Annotated in this window: 20 protein-coding genes; 1 reads left to right on the forward strand and 19 read right to left on the reverse strand. The window is 53.3% G+C overall.

What is annotated here, in order from left to right:
- The first annotated feature begins 31 nt into the window (after window positions 1-31).
- Window positions 32-1,315, forward strand: coding sequence for a YeaH/YhbH family protein (locus ACSPHG_RS13780; protein WP_435954092.1), 1,284 nt, complete (start codon window positions 32-34; stop codon window positions 1,313-1,315).
- A 326-nt stretch (window positions 1,316-1,641) separates the two neighbouring features.
- On the opposite strand, the gene ACSPHG_RS13785 is transcribed toward ACSPHG_RS13780, so the two are convergent.
- The 19 genes from ACSPHG_RS13785 to ACSPHG_RS13875 form a co-directional block, all read right to left on the reverse strand.
- Window positions 1,642-2,019 carry a S24/S26 family peptidase gene (locus ACSPHG_RS13785; RefSeq protein ID WP_435954093.1) on the reverse strand — a complete coding sequence of 126 codons (378 nt, stop codon included), beginning with the start codon at window positions 2,017-2,019 and terminating at the stop codon, window positions 1,642-1,644.
- 1 nt (window position 2,020) lies between these two features.
- A complete protein-coding gene (locus tag ACSPHG_RS13790; RefSeq protein ID WP_435954094.1) occupies window positions 2,021-2,260 on the reverse strand; it encodes a DNA polymerase V in 240 nt (79 codons plus the stop codon).
- An 80-nt stretch (window positions 2,261-2,340) separates the two neighbouring features.
- Window positions 2,341-3,657 carry a phage tail fiber protein gene (locus ACSPHG_RS13795; protein WP_435954095.1) on the reverse strand — a complete coding sequence of 439 codons (1,317 nt, stop codon included), beginning with the start codon at window positions 3,655-3,657 and terminating at the stop codon, window positions 2,341-2,343.
- Between the two features lie 55 nt (window positions 3,658-3,712).
- A complete protein-coding gene (gene cor, locus ACSPHG_RS13800; protein ID WP_435956018.1) occupies window positions 3,713-3,946 on the reverse strand; it encodes a phage exclusion lipoprotein Cor in 234 nt (77 codons plus the stop codon).
- A gap of 115 nt (window positions 3,947-4,061) precedes the next feature.
- Complete coding sequence (locus tag ACSPHG_RS13805; RefSeq protein WP_435954096.1) at window positions 4,062-4,733, reverse strand: hypothetical protein; 672 nt, start codon at window positions 4,731-4,733, stop codon at window positions 4,062-4,064.
- Window positions 4,733-5,044, reverse strand: a complete 312-nt coding sequence (locus ACSPHG_RS13810) for a hypothetical protein (protein WP_435954097.1) — start codon at window positions 5,042-5,044, stop codon at window positions 4,733-4,735. Before ACSPHG_RS13810 ends, ACSPHG_RS13805 begins: the two co-directional genes overlap by 1 nt.
- Window positions 5,044-8,490, reverse strand: a complete 3,447-nt coding sequence (locus tag ACSPHG_RS13815; protein WP_435954098.1) for a TipJ family phage tail tip protein — start codon at window positions 8,488-8,490, stop codon at window positions 5,044-5,046. The genes ACSPHG_RS13810 and ACSPHG_RS13815 overlap by 1 nt, the downstream gene beginning before the upstream one ends.
- Window positions 8,491-8,541: 51 nt before the next feature.
- Window positions 8,542-9,129, reverse strand: coding sequence for a tail assembly protein (locus ACSPHG_RS13820; RefSeq protein ID WP_435954099.1), 588 nt, complete (start codon window positions 9,127-9,129; stop codon window positions 8,542-8,544).
- Window positions 9,130-9,187: 58 nt separating this feature from the next.
- On the reverse strand, window positions 9,188-9,613 hold the full coding sequence (locus ACSPHG_RS13825) for a hypothetical protein (protein ID WP_435954100.1): 426 nt from the start codon (window positions 9,611-9,613) through the stop codon (window positions 9,188-9,190).
- Between the two features lie 32 nt (window positions 9,614-9,645).
- Window positions 9,646-10,356 carry a C40 family peptidase gene (locus ACSPHG_RS13830; protein ID WP_435954101.1) on the reverse strand — a complete coding sequence of 237 codons (711 nt, stop codon included), beginning with the start codon at window positions 10,354-10,356 and terminating at the stop codon, window positions 9,646-9,648.
- 2 nt (window positions 10,357-10,358) lie between these two features.
- On the reverse strand, window positions 10,359-11,114 hold the full coding sequence (locus tag ACSPHG_RS13835) for a phage minor tail protein L (protein WP_435954102.1): 756 nt from the start codon (window positions 11,112-11,114) through the stop codon (window positions 10,359-10,361).
- Window positions 11,111-11,449 carry a phage tail protein gene (locus ACSPHG_RS13840; protein ID WP_435954103.1) on the reverse strand — a complete coding sequence of 113 codons (339 nt, stop codon included), beginning with the start codon at window positions 11,447-11,449 and terminating at the stop codon, window positions 11,111-11,113. Before ACSPHG_RS13840 ends, ACSPHG_RS13835 begins: the two co-directional genes overlap by 4 nt.
- Entirely contained in the window at window positions 11,449-14,406 is a 2,958-nt protein-coding gene (locus tag ACSPHG_RS13845; protein ID WP_435954104.1) for a phage tail tape measure protein, read from the reverse strand. Before ACSPHG_RS13845 ends, ACSPHG_RS13840 begins: the two co-directional genes overlap by 1 nt.
- Before the next feature lie 232 nt (window positions 14,407-14,638).
- Entirely contained in the window at window positions 14,639-14,986 is a 348-nt protein-coding gene (locus tag ACSPHG_RS13850) for a phage tail protein (RefSeq protein ID WP_435954105.1), read from the reverse strand.
- A 56-nt stretch (window positions 14,987-15,042) separates the two neighbouring features.
- Entirely contained in the window at window positions 15,043-15,501 is a 459-nt protein-coding gene (locus ACSPHG_RS13855; protein ID WP_435954106.1) for a phage tail protein, read from the reverse strand.
- Between the two features lie 13 nt (window positions 15,502-15,514).
- The gene (locus tag ACSPHG_RS13860) at window positions 15,515-15,925 is read right to left on the reverse strand and encodes an HK97-gp10 family putative phage morphogenesis protein (protein ID WP_435954107.1); all 411 of its coding nucleotides are present in this window, start codon (window positions 15,923-15,925) and stop codon (window positions 15,515-15,517) included.
- Complete coding sequence (locus ACSPHG_RS13865) at window positions 15,922-16,299, reverse strand: hypothetical protein (protein ID WP_435954108.1); 378 nt, start codon at window positions 16,297-16,299, stop codon at window positions 15,922-15,924. The genes ACSPHG_RS13860 and ACSPHG_RS13865 overlap by 4 nt, the downstream gene beginning before the upstream one ends.
- Window positions 16,289-16,630 (reverse strand): phage head closure protein, encoded by a 342-nt coding sequence (locus ACSPHG_RS13870; protein WP_435954109.1) that lies wholly within the window; start codon window positions 16,628-16,630, stop codon window positions 16,289-16,291. The genes ACSPHG_RS13865 and ACSPHG_RS13870 overlap by 11 nt, the downstream gene beginning before the upstream one ends.
- A complete protein-coding gene (locus ACSPHG_RS13875; RefSeq protein WP_435954110.1) occupies window positions 16,630-16,953 on the reverse strand; it encodes a head-tail connector protein in 324 nt (107 codons plus the stop codon). The genes ACSPHG_RS13870 and ACSPHG_RS13875 overlap by 1 nt, the downstream gene beginning before the upstream one ends.
- Between the last annotated feature and the right edge of the window lie 27 nt (window positions 16,954-16,980).

Genomic DNA, 16,980 nt, shown 5'->3' on the forward strand with positions numbered 1-16,980 from the left:
TGCGCAGTTGGCAAAGAAGTTTGGGGGAACTATGGCCTATTTTATTGACAGGCGGCTGAACGGCAAAAACAAGAGCGCGGTCAACCGTCAGCGCTTCCTGCGCCGTTACAAGGCGCAGATCAAACAGTCGATTTCCGAGGCCATCAACAAGCGTTCGGTTACCGACGTCGACAGCGGCGAGTCCGTCTCCATCCCAAATGAAGACATCAGCGAACCGATGTTTCACCAGGGGCGCGGCGGCCTGCGCCATCGCGTGCATCCCGGCAACGACCACTTCGTACAGAACGATCGCATCGAGCGTCCGCAGGGTGGCGGCGGTGGTTCAGGCGGCGGCCAGGGCCAGGCAAGCCAGGACGGTGAAGGCCAGGATGAATTCGTCTTCCAGATTTCGAAAGATGAATATCTCGACCTGCTGTTTGAAGACCTTGCCCTGCCCAACCTGAAGAAAAATCAGCAGCGGCAGCTCAACGAGTTCAAAACGCACCGCGCGGGCTACACCTCTAACGGCGTGCCTGCGAATATCGCGGTGGTTCGTTCACTGCAAAACTCGCTGGCAAGACGCACGGCGATGACGGCAGGTAAACGCCGCCAGCTGCACGAACTGGAAGACAGCCTGGATACGGTCAGCAAAAGCGAACCCGCCCAGCTTTTGGAAGAGGAGCGTCTGCGCAAAGAGATCGCTGAACTGCGCGAAAAAATCGCCCGCGTACCCTTTATCGACACCTTCGACCTACGCTACAAAAACTACGAAAAACGCGCCGAGCCTTCCAGCCAGGCCGTGATGTTCTGCCTGATGGACGTCTCCGGGTCTATGGACCAGGCCACGAAAGACATGGCGAAACGCTTTTACATCCTGCTTTATCTGTTCCTGAGCCGGACCTATAAAAACGTTGAGGTGGTTTACATCCGTCACCACACGCAGGCGAAAGAAGTGGACGAACACGAGTTCTTCTACTCTCAGGAAACCGGCGGCACGATCGTGTCCAGCGCGCTGAAGCTGATGGATGAAGTGGTGAAAGAGCGCTACGACCCAACGCAGTGGAATATCTACGCGGCGCAGGCGTCGGACGGCGATAACTGGGCAGACGACTCGCCCCTGTGCCACGAGCTGCTGGCAAAGAAACTGCTGCCGGTGGTGCGTTATTACAGCTATATCGAGATCACCCGCCGCGCCCACCAGACGCTGTGGCGTGAATACGAAAACCTGCAGGCAACCTTCGATAACTTCGCCATGCAGCACATCCGCGATCAGGATGATATTTATCCCGTCTTCCGCGAGCTATTTCACAAGCAGACGAGTGATTCTTATAATTAACCATTATAAATCAGCCAGTTAACTAATATTTTCTGGCTGATTTTCTTTAATCTTAATATCTTTTTCTTCCCTTTATTTACAATAGGTTAGCTTTGGTTTTGGGGAAGAATATAAGAGTTATTTCGCAAACTATCCAAGGGCCCAACTCCCGCAAACCCCACCACTTTTGTCAGGACAAGATCCTGATAATCGATGCCAAAACAGCAACTTACCCAATATAATCAGACAAAACTTAGACCTAGAAAAGACAAAAATATACTCGTGAAATGCACGTGCACCTTTAAACGTCAGACTCCGGTCCAGGCTTTTTATTTTGTGCCCATTCCTCAAATAAACGGATTACCATCGTCATGCTGAAACCGGCGCAGCCGGTGGATCACCGTTTTAACCAGGCCCAACACAACGATCTCGTTATCATCATCGAAGGGAACAAAGCCCGAACCGTTGAAATGTGTCAGCCCCGGCCGCCGACCTAATACCACTTTTCGGATGAACTTCTCTCCCCCGATTTCGATCAGGACTGTATCCCCGTGCATGGCATGACAATCACGTTCGCATACAAGCAGCGCCCCGGCTTGCATTTCGCACCCTTCTGTTTCATCCACCTCATAGACAAAGCAGCTCGGCCCGGTGAACTGAAAAACCTCAGTGCGATAGTTAATTCCGCAGTCCAGGTAATCTGCGGCGGGCGATGGAAATCCCATGTCAGCGCCCTCCGTTCGGGTTGTAGACCATAAACGTCCGTGATTCGCCCTCTTGCGTGCTGATGTCTTTGAACGTTGTAACGCTCATCTCGATCCAGTCATTTGCCCTTTTTAAATCCCAAAACCAGTTCACTTTTTCGAGTTCTGCGACAAAATCGGCAGTCGTTATTGTTCGCCTGCCGTTGGGCTCGAGCTTCACAGCTCGGTCAAAAGCTGTTTCAATTTCATAGTAGCGCGGCATAATCAGCCCTCTAAATATCACTGTATGTATACACAGTAATTTACTGAGAGTGACAGATCAAGACAGGTAAAGGCTATCAATTATGACGACTGCACATCCTGATGATTTTCAAACTCCGCCGCCTTCGCTGCCTCTGCGATTTTTTTATTCCAGATACTGTCGATGGGCATATCCAAGCGTATATCGATCCAGCTGTTGGCTGGTACGTCTATTGGCGCGCCCTTCGTTTTTACGATATCGCCGTCTGCATCCATTGCATATTTTCGTTTATAAAGCCGAATAGTTATCCCTCCGTTTTCTGTTTCTTCCGCCTCTACGACACCAAGCTCCCCCATACCTCCAGGGTCCATCGGGGATAAAATTTGCCAGCCTTCAGAGGCAAGTCCAGCAGCCCCTTTAAGAATGTACACACCGACATCGAGGCGAGAAATATTGATGCCTTCAGCTTCATCGTTCGCCGTTCCGCAGCCACACCATTTAAAACCGCTCTCATCAATATCGATACGTTGACAATCTTCCAGGCTACTGACAATTCGCGCCACGGGTGATGCAGCTTTCAATGTGCCATCACTTGATTTTGTGGTGTTCGCTTCGCCGTACAACTTTTTCCAAGGGGTAAAAGAAGTTGATTGGCCATACCGGATGTAAACGATACCCAGGCCATTTTCACCGATCGCCATTTGCCCGCGCCAACCAGGAAGCGCTCCAGGCAACTGAATGATGGCCAATGACTCATTAGCATTGCCGCTGGGATTTCCCCAATATTGCCCGGTTCCATTGTAAAACCCTACCGGTATTCCTGGCGTACTCCCTTCTGTGGTGCTGTTAGATTGCTGGGTTAAGCCGAGCCCAAAAGCCCCCACCTGCATGACGTTCCCAGCTGCGGTTCCGGCATCCTTCGTGGCACTACTTCCTAAACCGAGGTTTGAGCGAGCGTCCTGCGCGTTCGTCGCACCGGTACCGCCCTGGGCTACTGGCACCGTTCCATTAGTCCCTTTTTGAACCAACTTACCCAGCGCAGGGATGGAAATACTCTGCCCGTTGATGGTTACCGTGACGTTCTGGTTAGCTGTCGTTGAGGCGAAGCTTTCCCATGCACCAATGTTCTCGTCGTACTCATTGATGAGCTGTGAAATACTTTGCGCTAGGCCATCAACAGACAGGCTGTCCGTGACAAGAATGCCGTACCTTTGACCGGTCAGTGATGGCGAAGCAGCAGGCGTAACGGTGAGAGAGGTTGCACTGTTAATCGCGGTAATCTGGAAAAGCTGTACGGGATTAGATAAGACGATAATCGTCTGGCCGGTTCGTATTTGACTGGCTGGCGCGGTCCAGCTGGTACCTGCGCCTGTGGCCGTATTGCCGCTTAATGAAATTGTGCCTGCGTTATAAATCATATTTTCTCCGGGCATAAAAAAACCCGCTCTCGGCGGGTTCAGATAACAGGTTAATTTATTCGCATGTTGTATGCGTGAAATTATTCTTGCTGACGTACTGCCAGTTAAACGGATAACCGGCCTGATATTTTGTCTGTCCGTTTATTTTCTTTACGTCATAAATTTGAACCGTTGCGCTCTGGCCACCAACCATTGCCGATGCTGTGCATACTGGCTGCTGGCGCTCCATCAAGCCTGAACAGCCAGATAACACAAAAGCGGCAAAAGTAATTGCAATATATTTCTTCATCATTCATCCACATTGAATATCTAATTAAACTGGAACATATCAGCAACGGGCAGATAATGATAATTGGTTACATAGATCAATTACATGTAATTGATCGTTTTCACCGATCGATTAATTAATCATAATTATCCAGATTGAGAGCATATACGCGATTTCTCATATTGTGGTACGCAATATTGATGGTGCCTGAAGGAGGCTGGCCATTCGACGTTGCAACATGAATCGTCGTGTTGCCTCCACTGTAAACCGCTGAGAAAAAGTACTGTGACATATACGGCCGGGTGCCTCCCGAGGTGATTACGCCGGTTACCAGCCCACACATTGATGGCACGATGCCCATTTTCCCGGCTCGGGAAACGTTAATATTAAATCCGCCGCCAGCTGCACTTCCGTTAGTTCCGATGGCCTCAATGTCCGTCAGCACGCGCGTCTCATTCGTCAGAACGCAGGTGCCCTGCTCGTCCCAGATGGCAATTCCCCACGCGGGCAGTGACTGCGGGAATATCGTGAAGAAATAAACATGCACCGTTCCGGCTGCGTCCGGCTTGCTGGCGGACACCGTGCAGTTATTGCCGCTCACCGTATAACTCAGCACGCAATTCACGGTAGAGCAGACAAAAGGAATGACCGGCCGTCCCGCGGGTATTGCCTGAGATACGTTTGTTATCTCACCCGCGCCCATTTTAAGAGCTACAGACTGTTTGCCGATCAGCGCCAGCGGAATGGACTGCGGCGTAATAAACGGCGCGCCATTATCCGTGGTAAGAAGTGCTCCCCAGTCTGCCATTACGCCGCCCTCAGAAACGCAATAATAAAACCGGCAATGGCCGGGTAGGTATTCGCGCCGAAATCAGTATCCGCCGCTGCCCCTATGGTAATACTCCCGCCAGAAACGGTGACCGTCCGGCGGGTCTGGGTGTAAGTTTCACCCGAGCAAACTTGCAATATGTCCATGACGAATCCGGCCGGTACCGTAAATGATGCCGATCCTGATTGTTGATTCTGACCCACTGCAAAGAAGCCCAGCACGCTCACCGGCACAAGGCCATAGTTATTAGGCTTTCCGGCGGCATCCCAGGTTTGTATGCCGTATGCCATCAGAACACCCCCGTAATTTTACCAATCTGCACACGCAGCCTGTTGGCATCCCGGATACTCAGCGTAACGTTTGTTTGTTTCATGCCGCCCTGACTGTCGCTGCCATAGTTTTGCATGGTGCCATCCTTACCCCAGCGCCAGCCTGCGCTACCCGCAACGTAGTTGGAAGACTGGAGGGAATCCGTGATTTTACCGAACTGAATACTGGCATCCCTGAAGAACGCATCGTTGATAAACGTCTGTCCCTTCTGGATTACAAACGGCAGTGAGACGGTGCTGCCAGCCTGCGAAGTCACTGCGAAGCGGTCTGCCAGGAAGATAACCTGCGACTGCATGCCGCCGGGCGTGTTCTCAACGCCAATTCCCATGCCCGCAGCGTAATACTGCCCGTTAGCGGCTACGCCAACCTTGATGTTATACATCGCGTTGATGTTGCCGTTGATGTCAGCAATAGCAGTGGCGGTCTGAGTGATAGCCGCAGTCTGGCCGTTAACGGTCACCGTCAGGGAGTTGATTTTCGTGGCGGATGCCTGGGTAAAGTCAGCCAGTGTTTCAGTCAGATCCGTGGCATTCGAAACGTTACCGCCCGCTGAGGCATCGAGGGTAACCAGCGCCCTGGCGACCGCCTGGCTGGTATCCGCGATGGTGGTATCAATGCGGTCAATGCTGGCGCTGTTCCCCGAGTTTGTCGCCGTTTGTGAGCGTCGGCTGGTCACCTGGGCCAGGCTGTTCTGAATGACGGCAATGGAGGAGTTTTTAACGCCGCTGGACATGCCGTCCATCGATACGCTAATTTCATCGATTTTTACGGCCGCCTGCGCCAGCCCGTCAGCGTTCTGCTGAATTTCCAGCGCCTGCTTCTCAAGGTCATCGGCGTTCTGTTTGATATCGTTCGCCATATCAGCAATTTTTTCATTGCTGTCCACGGCATTCTCGATCAGCTCCTGAAATACCTCCGAGCCCTTCATGTCCTCAAGAATGGCGTCAGTGATATCAGACACGTCGGTGCTTGCCTGCCCGCGCACCCAGTCGGTATAACCGGATTCGTTGCCGGTTTTGTCCACCAGCTGTGCGCGGTACGAGAATATCTGCCCAGCCTTGAGGCCCATCTGCTGATATTTGCGCTGCGGGTATGGCACATCGGCCAGCAGCATCGCATCGTCTTCGCTACCGGTGAGGCTGTACTGAATTTCCGTCTTCAGCGTGTCGTCGGTGTTCGCCGGGAATCCCCAGTTGAGCTCGATGCCAAACACCACGTTATCTGAGGCGGTGAAGCCTACCGGCTTCGGCGGGTTACCCACCTTTCCCGTCAGCGTTTTTTCTTCCGAGTAACCCCAGCCGCTGGAAATCTCTGCGGCATTGATGGCACGCACGCGGACCAGATAGCGGCCAGCATAAACGCCCGGCACGTCAAACGACGTCGTGGAGCTGCGCGGCACGTTCACCCAGTTGCCCTCGTTCCTGCGCCACTGCGCCTCATAAGAAATAGCGTTCGCCGCCTGATCCCAGCTGACGCGCATGGTTTCCATGCTGATGTTCTGCTGTACGACAGAGAACGAGCTGATAACGATGTTGTCCGGCGGGAACTGATTTCCCGGCGGGATGACGCTCACCGGACGCTCATCAATCAGCGCGCCGGTATCGATGCGGGTATACTTGTCCGGATCGTAATACGCGCCGGAAATGGTGAACGTGCCGTCGTTATTATCGGCCACGCTCACCACGCGGTATTGCTGCGCGTAGAGCTCATCGGATTCAACAACCCAGACGCTTTCCGCCTGCGGCGTTTCACCATAGGCCACCGTCACCGTCACGACCTTATCATTTACGGCCTGAATGGTTCTGCTCTGTGCTGCACCGGATGGCAGGTTAAGAATAAGGCGATCGCCGGCAACCGCGTCGGGCTTGCGGTCGAGGGTGATAACGCGGCCATTAACGCTGCTGATTCGCCCGCCAGTCACTTTCCCGGACAGCATTTCATCCGCCACGGCGATAACATAGCCAGGCTGAGGGATCATGCCGTCCAGACCCACGGAGAACGTGATCACGCGGTCTTTATTATTGGTCAGAATACCCCAGCGGCCCTTGCGGTTCGCCTCGCTCTGCCGTGTGCAGCCGATGGCAGTCAGCTCAAGCTGGTTGAATCCGTAGCGGGCAACCAGATCCTGTTCAAATACCGCCTCCATTGCATCCGCATAGGCATTATCCGGATCGGACCACGACACGAGCGCGGTTGTGTAACGCGTTTTTGTTGTGCTGCTGGAATAGTTAAACATCCCGTCGATAACGTTCGCCCGGGTGTAGCTGTAATCAATATCGCGGGGCATATCAGCCAGGGTGACAATCTGGTTGCTGCCCCATGTCGTCATGCCCCTGAAGATGGCAACAAAATCCCGTAGCACCGTATAAGCATCGTTGCGGTTCTGCACATAGACGTTGCAGGTATAGCGCGGCTCGGTTCCGCTGCCGCCTTTGCCATCCGGGACTGGCTGGTCGCAATACTGAGCAATCTGGTAAAGCGTCCATTTGTCGATGTTCGCGGCCGTCAGCCTGTTACCCAGGCCAAAGCGGTCGGTGATAACCAGATCGTAAAATATCCACGCTGGGTTATCTGTCCACGCCCACTTAAACGAGCCGGTCCAGGTTCCGCTATAGCTTCGGGTGACGGGGTCATAGTTATCCGGCACGCGGATTACGCGCCCGCGCGGTTTGCAGGAAATTGGCGGTATGCTGCCGTTAAACTGTCTCGAGTCGAACTCTATGTAAAGCAGCGCCGTGTTGGGGTAGCGCAATTTTGCGTCGATTACTTCCGTATAGCTCTGCAGCGTCATCATATCGCCAATTTTTGCGCTGTTTGCATCGGCGGTGATCTTCCTGAGTCTGACGGTCCACGTACTGCCCGCAGGCGGTAAATCAATACGGTGGCTTCGCTCATAGCCCGATGTCGTTTTTCCCGTCACCGCTGTATCAATGACGGTTTTCCATGTGCCGCCGTCGGTTTGCAGATCGACCGCGTATTTAATCGAATATCCCACCAGGTCGCCGTTATCCTTCTGATTAAATAGCGACGGCCATTTCAGTCGCAGGCGAACTGCAGACAGCTGAGTATTGGTAAACGTGTGGGTCCATGCCGTGGCGCTTGATACCTCGGTACCTACGTTTATTTCGTTTTCGGTACCGGGCATGCCCTGAATATACTGCTGTGCCTGCGTGCCGGATCTGAACTCCCACGCCACGCCGCTAAAGTTAGCTGAGCCGTCGGCATTCTCCAGCGGTGTTCCGTCCAGGAAGATACTCTTGCCGTCTAGCCCACCAGCAAACTCGCCTTCCCCCAGCGCAATGAGCAGTTTGGCTTTAGCGACGGATTGTAAATCGTCCGGCTGTTCGGTAGGCGTACGGGAGGATGATCCACCGCCTTTACGGCCTTTGATAATGTTCTTTGCCATATCGCGCCCATAAAAAAACCGCCAAGCGGCGGTTGATTGAAATCGTGATTTTTACTGCTGATCTTCGACGTAGATCCCCGCCGAAATAATGGCGCCGCCGATTGTGCGCTGCCCGTACAGAAGCGGGACCGGATATCCCTGAGCGGCGGTATTCGTCACGCCGCCGAAGGCATAAGATGCCTGGTTGTCTGCGCTCTGTTTGCTGGCAAGTCCACCGGGCTGGGGGGATAACATTTGGATCACACCACCAGCCATTAACGCAACACCAGGAGCCACCAACGCCATACTCGCACCACCTGTAAATCCCGATAATGCATAACCAGCTACAACTAAGACTGCGCCCAGTATGGTTTGTAATAAACCCGCTTTTTTACTACCGATGATGACTGGAACAATACGGATGACATCTTCAGTTATTGGATAACCTAAATCATCTTCGCCGATATTTTTCTTTCCCTTAAATATAGCGAATGTTAACCCTCTTTTTTTACTGGTATTAAGATATTGTTCAAAACCTGAAATAGTACAACAGAGAGCTCGAAAAACTTCTGCGGTGGTTGAAACTAAGCGTTCATGAGATTTACCGAATGTCTTTCCTAATACACCACCCATTTCAATGTTTACCATTACTTCTTTCATGTTTTACGTTTCCATAAAAAAACCACCCGAAGGTGGTTAATTGTCAGATTAAATATAATCAAAATGATGAAGGCCTTATGTCAAGACCAGAGTTTGTGTCACCAGTTATTCTAAATTTCTGTATTTCATTAGAATTGATTTGCGTTGAGGTCTCTTTTATTGGCTGACCAACCTTGAACCCACACAACCCCTTACCCTGAGAATCGCCTGATATTCCAAGGATATGTCTGCCGGGTTCTGTCTTGATACTTATCGATTCACCAGTATCAATTCTCGCATAGGATTTACCATCTACGGTTATTTCAACGAAACAACCGCCACCGGCAAACCAACCGTTATCCCTGGTAACAACAATAGTTGACTCACCAGCCCCTTGCTTAAGGATTCTCTCTGAAGGTACTGGCTTAGCTTGTTGTGAATTCACTGCGGAGGTTGTACATCCAGCTAAGCCAATTAGAGCCGCTACAAATATTAACTTTTTCATGTCCTTATCCCCTTTGAAAAATTACCAGAAGATTAGCACAGGGATTTATATCGAAGCACCTTCATTGTCCGGTCCTGCCAGTAGCCGCCGTACGGAACGCGCTGGCTGAGGTGTCCGTATAGATGATGTAACAGCATGTTGCCCTCCAGCAGGATCCCTGCATGGTTCCACTTATTGGCCTGGACCTGCATTATCACCATATCGCCCGGCTGCGGCGCGCCTTCGAACTCCCGGAATCCACACTCGTACCAGCATTCCTGGTAGAAGTTTTCCGGGTAACTGTCCTCCCACCAGGGGTAATCGACGCGATAATCTTGCAGCTCGATACTGTGTTCCTGCCGAAAGTAGCTCATCACCAGCCCCCAGCAGTCGAAGTGCCCGAGCACAAACGGGCGTTCCAGCAATGGTAGTTCGCCGCGGGGCTGGATGGTGCGCAAATCCCCCTCAGGCCAGCTGACGATATGCCAGGGCAGCAACGTTGCATCACACTGCGCTTTGTCCAGCTCGCTCGGCTGAGTCGTCGCATCGGGATGACTGTGCACGATGGCAGTTACCGTTCCCCAGTCCTCCGCCACTGCGTAATCCTCTGGGCTCAGGTGAAAATGCTCCGTCGGTTCGGTCGCCAGGTTACGGCACGGGTAATAGCGTTCCACGCGGCTTTTCTGTGCGACGACCCCGCAGCACTCGCGCGGATACTCGGCGGCCGCATGCCCCATTATGGCCTCAAGGGTTTTTTGCCGCATGCTTAGCTCCTGATAAGTGACGTGCCAGGGAACCCGCCGAACGGGAGCTCTTCGTTTTCGCCAAAGCGGAGCTTACAGCCCCGCAGCGTGCCGCTGCATTTATCCAGAGACGGATCGTCAACGGGATTGTTTTTATCATCAAAGTATCGTGTCCCGGCATAATCGCAACCATCGCCGGTCCGGTACTTACCCCTGATGCACCACGTGCACATAGCATGAAGCTGGCGCGTCGGTAGCATTAACCCCTGCAGGTCCATCGGGCTGCTCAGCGTAAATTCCACCACTTGGTTTGTTTCCGAGCTTTTGCTGTCGATGTAGAACACCTGCAGCTTTTCCTGCGTCGGATCGGCGGACGGGTTTCCGCCGGTAAAGTTGCGGGCATCAAGATACTGCGCCAGCGTATCGTGGATGGTCACCTTCGCCTGCAGGAGATCGTCATAATGCAGACAAAGCGCGGTGATCGAGCTGTCGAGGTTAGCGACCGACAGCTTAGGCTGAGCACCGCTGCCGCTGGTCGATGCTTCAACACCCTCTACCTGACAGGGCCAGGCTTTATATTCTTCGCCTTGCCACCAGATGGATTTGGCGGGTAGCTTTGACTCATCGCCACCAGCGGCAATAATCTCCGCTTCGGTATGGGGGATGTTATGAGAATGGAACCGCAGGATGTCACCAACGCCAAAGGCGCTGCCGTCCATTTCTAACAGCCGAATGGCATTGCCTGGCTCAAGTTTCTGATAGTCGCTGTTAATGCTCATGGTTTGTATGCCTGCTCAAACGTTGCGGTCAGGGAATAATTTTCCCCGCCCATTGGGGTTGGTTTATACTCCTCACAGCGGTAAAGCCCCAGCGGCTCCAGCGGCGGCTTCCACTGAAACGATCTTGTGCCGCCCTGCCTGTCCAGAAAGCTCTTTATCGCTGCGATGTAGTTCTCCGTTCCGACAAAACTCAAATCCCATTGCTGACCCCGCGGGTTAAGACCGTCGCCTGAAACCTGCTGATATCCGTCTCCAAACCGTGCTTTACGGGTCCGAAAACTAACGCTCTGCGTCGGGTTAACCCTGGGGCTCCAGGTAAAGGTTTCAATCGCCATTAGCGTCCGCCTTTTGTTGCGTTCCAGATTGCGCCGCCAGGGCGAATATCCGACTGAATAAGCTGTCGGTAACGCTGGTCGACGAAGTTACCAATCTCCTTCCCAAACTGCTCCCAGCCGCCGGTTGCCTGGGTTGTAGTATTACCCTCGCTGTTGATGTTAATGAAAACCTGCGGTGCAGCGCCGGAAGAAGCCCCGCCGCCAACAGCACGAACGCCCAATGAACCATCAGAGGCTCTCGTCAACGGCATAATTGCTTCCGGGCCTGCTTCGGCAAAGACACCCGCGCCTTTCGCAAAGGCAAAGGTCTGCGGAGAATCGTAAACCGCGTTGCTGTACGAACTCAGTGAGGGAGAGTTATAGACATCGCCTTTGGCATTAAACTTTAAGCCAGCCGCCGCGCTGTCATAGGCACCCGATGGTGTGGAACCTCCACCGCCGGAAAAGGAGGAACTTACCGCACCAAATATTCCCTGCAGGGCGCCTGAAAGCGCTATGCGGGTCGCAATTTTGGCCAGGTCGGAAAGAATAGATACGGTGAAGCTTTTAAAGCTAAGCTTGCCGGAAATTGCAAACGTGGCGAGGGATTCCGTCATGCTGTCAAACAGACCCGTTGAAAAGCTTTCCATCTGGCTGTTCGCGTCCCGTGCAGCATCCACCCAGTTGAGCGTTCCACGGCGAAAGCCCGCAGTGTAATCCTGCTCAGCTGTCAGCTTGTCCTGGCTGGCTTGCTCGGTAATCTGCAACTCTCTTTGCTTAGCGCTTTCAAGGTCGGCAAGGCGTGTCTGGTACTCGGCCGAGGTGTGATCGGTGAAATCTTTCTCAAGCGCGATGCGGCGGTGGTTAAATCGGTTAATGATGGCGGTACGCGCATCGGCATCGGCCGATTCACGATCGGAAAGGCTGTATTTCCCCAGACTCAATGCAGATTCACGCTGCATAGCCTCCGCTTCTTCTGCCCACTTCCGGCTCTCCTGCTGATACTTCTGAACTGTGGCCCTAAGCTGCGCTTCTTTCTCAAGGGCAGCGTTCGCCTGAAGCTGCGCTCGGATCTGGTCCTGCATACTGACCAGGCTTTTCTGATCGGCGGTCAGGTTCTGACCTTTAAGTCCAGAAATTTGCTCGTTGAATGCTACCAGCTGCCGCGCTGAACCTGTCATTTTATCCGCTGTCTGCGCCTGTTCGCGCAGTACGGCATTTTGCTGCTGGGCCTGCATCAGCGCGCGCTGCCCTTCACTCTGACCAGATGACTTTTGCTTTTTAGGCTTGTTTTTCTTAACAGCCTTCTCGTATTCCTCATTAACACCTTTCAGGATGCGCTTATAGTCCTGAGAATCAGACGAGTAGATGCTGCTATTGAGCTTTTTAATTGCCTCGGCGCGCTTCTCGGCGGCGCTGGTCCCGGCATCCATATAGCTTTTCAGGCCAACAGAATTTTTAATACGCTCGCTCTGGGCTTCCGCGTAGCCCGCTTTACTGGCGGCGAGGAACTGGCGTGTTTTATCTTCATAATCTTTCTGGTCTTTGCCGAGCTTATCGCTCCATGCCGTGGCCTCCCCCAGCCCACCGAGCACTCCCCATTCCCGGCCAAGATTTTTTAACTTATCAAGATATGTATCCGCCTGAGCCGCCAGCTCTTTCAGCCGCTCACTTTCCGCATTCAGCGCCTGTTCCATGATGATTTGCGTGGCCTGAGCGGTCTGGCCTTTATTGTTAAGGCTGATCACCTGCTGGATGATGGACTCATTGAGCGATACGCCCTGCGCCGTGAGTTGCTGCATGGCGTTAATGGGATCGCCTTTCAACGCTGAAATCTTACTGACCAGCTCTTCTGCATTACCTCCAGCTTCTGCGTATGCATTGGCAACAGATGCGACTTCATTAAGCAGTGACCCGCTGAAGCCTCCCTTTGCAGCGGCCGTTACCGCAGTCAGAGAGTTTTCAGTACCACCGAGCTCAGCATTCAGGGATTTCAAATCCGAGACGGAAATGCGCGCGGATGTGCGTAAGCTCAAAACCGCATCATTAAGTTTTTTTGTCTGCTCTTCAGACTTTTTAAATTCGCTGTAGAGATATGCTCCGCCTGCCGCCAGGGCAGTAAGGCCTATCCCGACAGGTCCGCCGAGCAAACTCATCGCGGTACCCAGCGCGCGGCTGCTGGTCGCGGCCAGGCGCTGTGAGAAGGTAAGCTGGGTATTCGCCGCCGTAGCGGCTTCGGTAGCGACGACGAGCGCGGCCTTGCCTTCCGTTTCCACCAGCTCAGCTGCAATAACACCTGCTTTTGCGGCTTTGAGTTTTTCCAGCGCCCCGGCCTCGAGCCTGTTTGCCTCGATGATGGCGCGCTCATTTTTCAGGTGCTCGTCCTGATAGCTGACGTTCAGGCCAAACTGCTGATTTACCGCAGTCTGCTTCGCGTAATACTCATCAAGCGCGATAGCCTGGTCCCGCTGGGCTTTTGCAGCCACTATCGTTTTTTCGGCAATGGTGGCTTTGTTGATAGCGGCTTGTTTTTCAGCCTGAGCTACGGCTATCTGATTTTCAGCAGCCTTAGCCAGTTCAGCGGCGGCGTTTTTGGCGGCTTCCTGCTGAGTTTTCCAGCCACCGGCGCTACCATCCAACTGAGATTTCAGCGAGTGGACGGCGGGGATCAGCGCATTGATAATGCTGCTGCTGGCAACGTTACTCCCGGCGGCTACTTCATGAAGCACAAAATTCAGCTGCCCGGCGCCACGGGTGGCCCCGGAGAACTGATCGGCATTTGCTGCGGGAAAGCCAATGCCTTTGGCCGCATCGACCGTTTTGGCAATGGCCTCCGCCAGTTCATTTGCCTGTGATTTCGCCTGGTCGTTGAATTTCTTGCTGGACTGCCCTGCTTTTTGATATGCGTCGGTGATCTGCGACTTAAAAGCAGCAGAATTCAGGTGCAGGGCAACCGACAGGCTTGCAACATCACTCATTGTCCGAGGATCCTCATCACGTCGGCACATTGCCTTGACGATTGGTCAATACCAGTCTGCTGAGCAGTCACTGGCATCGACGGTGCCGTCCCTTCAACGGTGTTTCCCGTAAGGGAAAGCCAGGCCTTCCAGTGCAGGAGAATGTCAGCAGGCAGGCTGGCTATTTTTCGCGGGTCCGACTCCCCGAGGCGATCGGACAGGGTAAAAATGTCCATTAGCCAGGGGGAGTTCATCAGTTTTTTTTCGCTTCCTCCAGCGTGCCCCAGCTGTGGCGCTGAACGGTTTGAAGGGCTTCAATGAGTGATGCATTCGAACGAGCCTTCAGCAGTTCATCCGGTGCCGGCAGATCCGTTGCCGGGATGGGCAGACCGCTTTCATCAACCATCGCACTCAGAATAAATGCGGCGGTCGACAGTCCCATTCCGCTCAGGTTTGTATCCTCACGGAGCTGCTGCTGTTTCTCGTCGTATTCTTCCAGCTCAAAGGATGTCAGGCGGCGGATAAAGACCTGCGCGCCCAGAATGGTAACGGGAAAGGCCGTGCGTTCCGGGGCAAGCAGTTGAGATTTCAGGTCGGTCATTAAATTTCTCCATTAAAAAAGCCGCCACGCGGCGGCCTGTAGATAGCTCAGTGAGATCAGCTTGTCGCCGCCGTTCCCCAGTTGATGTTGTTCTGCTTACCCTGCACCGTGATCTGGATAACTTCGCTGGCCGGGGCCGTGATTTCGTTCATCTGCCAGCCGGACAGAGCCAGGACCATGTTTGCCGTACGTCCATTGGGCAGCTCAACATAGAACTGCACGGTCTGACGATTCTCGGCGGCGTTCAGGAAGTCTGCAAAATCCTTATTGGCAGGATCGTCGATAAAGCCCAGTGATTTTTCCGGGCCTTCTGGCAGATCGGAAATAAACTGCTTATTACGGTCAATCAGCGTGGTGCAGTCCACAAAGCCGCCGGTCTGGCCCGTTGCCCCCAGCGCCTTACAGTTAATAAGCGGCTTCATTGTTGCTACGTCGCTGCCTGCTGCCCCCCACATAACGACGGTTCCAGCAGGTAGCATGGCGTATTCCGGGGAACTTTTATTTGGATCTGGCATTTCATTACCTCACTTAACGATTATTTTCGATACCGTCACGGATGCGAACCGCAAGAACGCGCAGTATTTTTGCCCTGTTAAAATCCAGCGCAGGACGCATAAAGGGGCTTGGGACCTGTTTAACGGTGCCGAACTCTTGCGCCAGGGCTTTCATGGTGTGCTCTCTGGAAAGACCGACACGAATGGTCACCACTGTGTTCCAGCGGCTGTCCTTCATTCGATTACGGGATGTTGTTTTGATGTTGTCGCGCATATGCACGCCCTTGCTGGATTCGTCATACCCGGCATGCTGCTGCATGTCCTCGCTAACAATTTCCATAGCCTCTTTTCCAGCTGAGGCCAGAACCTTGTCGGCAACCTTTTCGCCCAGCGCCAACAGCTGCCGCTCAAGATCCTGCAGACCTTTTACCTCCATGCGGATCATGACGCCCCCTCCGGATAGTAAAAAACGTAGTCACGTGCGCGCCGGTATTTCCCTCCATCGTCGGAATCAAAACTCTCAGAAATGCCGCCGCGCTGGACGTACTGCACCGGGTAACTGCCGATGTGTCCATGTACCAGGCTTTCCCACGCCAGCCATAGCAACTTGTCCATCTCTTCGGCGCGGCTGTAGAAAGAAGAAATGAAGCTAATCTGCCAGCGCCCTGCCACCAGCTGCGTACGAATGGTTCCTGACTCAAGAGGGGTATCGCTGATCAACTGAAGTGTGACGAACTCGCTTTCAGTTTGTGGGCCAATGAGCGGATACACCTTCACGTTCAGTAGCGATTCGATTTCAGTTTTAAGATCAAGGAACACGGCTGAAGTCCTCCGTACATAGCACTTCCATATTCCGCAGGTCACGCGTGGGTAAAGGAGCCGTTACGCTATAAACACGACCGTTCCCTTTTGACGTAACTTCAATAAGCCTCGTTGTCGTCGCCCGGACGTCGCTCCGATAGCGCATAAAGATTTTGCTGGTTACGGATGAGCGCTCCGCGTTTCCGCTGATAAATTCCTTGCCAGTTACCGACCGGATATCAGCGGCGACAGTACCCACATCCAACCATCCAATCGGCTGCCCGTGGCTGTCTCGCTCGTCAGTTTTAACTTCTATCCGCACACGATGCCGAAGGCGTCCTGGCTCCATCAGGAAGTCTCCTCTTCAGCACTGCCCCGCCAGTTACGGGAGGAGAACATCAGATTCTCTGCTGCAGCGTTGCTATACAGCTGCACTTCCGTCTGGCTGGTACGGTGCTCAAACAAATCGCCAAACACCAGCAGCATCGCGGATACCACGGGTGAAGGGATATCTCCGGCTGCCTTCCAGCGCGGTTCATCGCACCAGCGCAAACAGTAATCCAGCGCCGCCTGTGCGTAACGTTTGATAACCGCGTCACGGTCGTCACTGTCAAACTCAATATGCTGACGTAGCTCCTCGATAGGTACCACGTCGAGAACGTTAATTGCCATAGGCCTAAGGGCGGGCTTCCCCGCCCC

It is taken from the genome of Dryocola baronae (genome assembly GCF_051297175.1).
Taxonomy (GTDB): Bacteria; Pseudomonadota; Gammaproteobacteria; order Enterobacterales; family Enterobacteriaceae; genus Dryocola.

What these genes read in the sequence shown, in the direction of transcription:
- ACSPHG_RS13780 (WP_435954092.1), top strand. Translation starts at nt 32, where the DNA reads ATGGCCTATTTTATTGACAGGCGGCTGAACGGCAAAAACAAGAGCGCG.
- ACSPHG_RS13785 (WP_435954093.1), bottom strand. Translation starts at nt 2,019, where the DNA reads ATGGGATTTCCATCGCCCGCCGCAGATTACCTGGACTGCGGAATTAAC.
- ACSPHG_RS13790 (WP_435954094.1), bottom strand. Translation starts at nt 2,260, where the DNA reads ATGCCGCGCTACTATGAAATTGAAACAGCTTTTGACCGAGCTGTGAAG.
- ACSPHG_RS13795 (WP_435954095.1), bottom strand. Translation starts at nt 3,657, where the DNA reads ATGATTTATAACGCAGGCACAATTTCATTAAGCGGCAATACGGCCACA.
- cor (WP_435956018.1), bottom strand. Translation starts at nt 3,946, where the DNA reads ATGAAGAAATATATTGCAATTACTTTTGCCGCTTTTGTGTTATCTGGC.
- ACSPHG_RS13805 (WP_435954096.1), bottom strand. Translation starts at nt 4,733, where the DNA reads ATGGCAGACTGGGGAGCACTTCTTACCACGGATAATGGCGCGCCGTTT.
- ACSPHG_RS13810 (WP_435954097.1), bottom strand. Translation starts at nt 5,044, where the DNA reads ATGGCATACGGCATACAAACCTGGGATGCCGCCGGAAAGCCTAATAAC.
- ACSPHG_RS13815 (WP_435954098.1), bottom strand. Translation starts at nt 8,490, where the DNA reads ATGGCAAAGAACATTATCAAAGGCCGTAAAGGCGGTGGATCATCCTCC.
- ACSPHG_RS13820 (WP_435954099.1), bottom strand. Translation starts at nt 9,129, where the DNA reads ATGAAAGAAGTAATGGTAAACATTGAAATGGGTGGTGTATTAGGAAAG.
- ACSPHG_RS13825 (WP_435954100.1), bottom strand. Translation starts at nt 9,613, where the DNA reads ATGAAAAAGTTAATATTTGTAGCGGCTCTAATTGGCTTAGCTGGATGT.
- ACSPHG_RS13830 (WP_435954101.1), bottom strand. Translation starts at nt 10,356, where the DNA reads ATGCGGCAAAAAACCCTTGAGGCCATAATGGGGCATGCGGCCGCCGAG.
- ACSPHG_RS13835 (WP_435954102.1), bottom strand. Translation starts at nt 11,114, where the DNA reads ATGAGCATTAACAGCGACTATCAGAAACTTGAGCCAGGCAATGCCATT.
- ACSPHG_RS13840 (WP_435954103.1), bottom strand. Translation starts at nt 11,449, where the DNA reads ATGGCGATTGAAACCTTTACCTGGAGCCCCAGGGTTAACCCGACGCAG.
- ACSPHG_RS13845 (WP_435954104.1), bottom strand. Translation starts at nt 14,406, where the DNA reads ATGAGTGATGTTGCAAGCCTGTCGGTTGCCCTGCACCTGAATTCTGCT.
- ACSPHG_RS13850 (WP_435954105.1), bottom strand. Translation starts at nt 14,986, where the DNA reads ATGACCGACCTGAAATCTCAACTGCTTGCCCCGGAACGCACGGCCTTT.
- ACSPHG_RS13855 (WP_435954106.1), bottom strand. Translation starts at nt 15,501, where the DNA reads ATGCCAGATCCAAATAAAAGTTCCCCGGAATACGCCATGCTACCTGCT.
- ACSPHG_RS13860 (WP_435954107.1), bottom strand. Translation starts at nt 15,925, where the DNA reads ATGATCCGCATGGAGGTAAAAGGTCTGCAGGATCTTGAGCGGCAGCTG.
- ACSPHG_RS13870 (WP_435954109.1), bottom strand. Translation starts at nt 16,630, where the DNA reads ATGGAGCCAGGACGCCTTCGGCATCGTGTGCGGATAGAAGTTAAAACT.
- ACSPHG_RS13875 (WP_435954110.1), bottom strand. Translation starts at nt 16,953, where the DNA reads ATGGCAATTAACGTTCTCGACGTGGTACCTATCGAGGAGCTACGTCAG.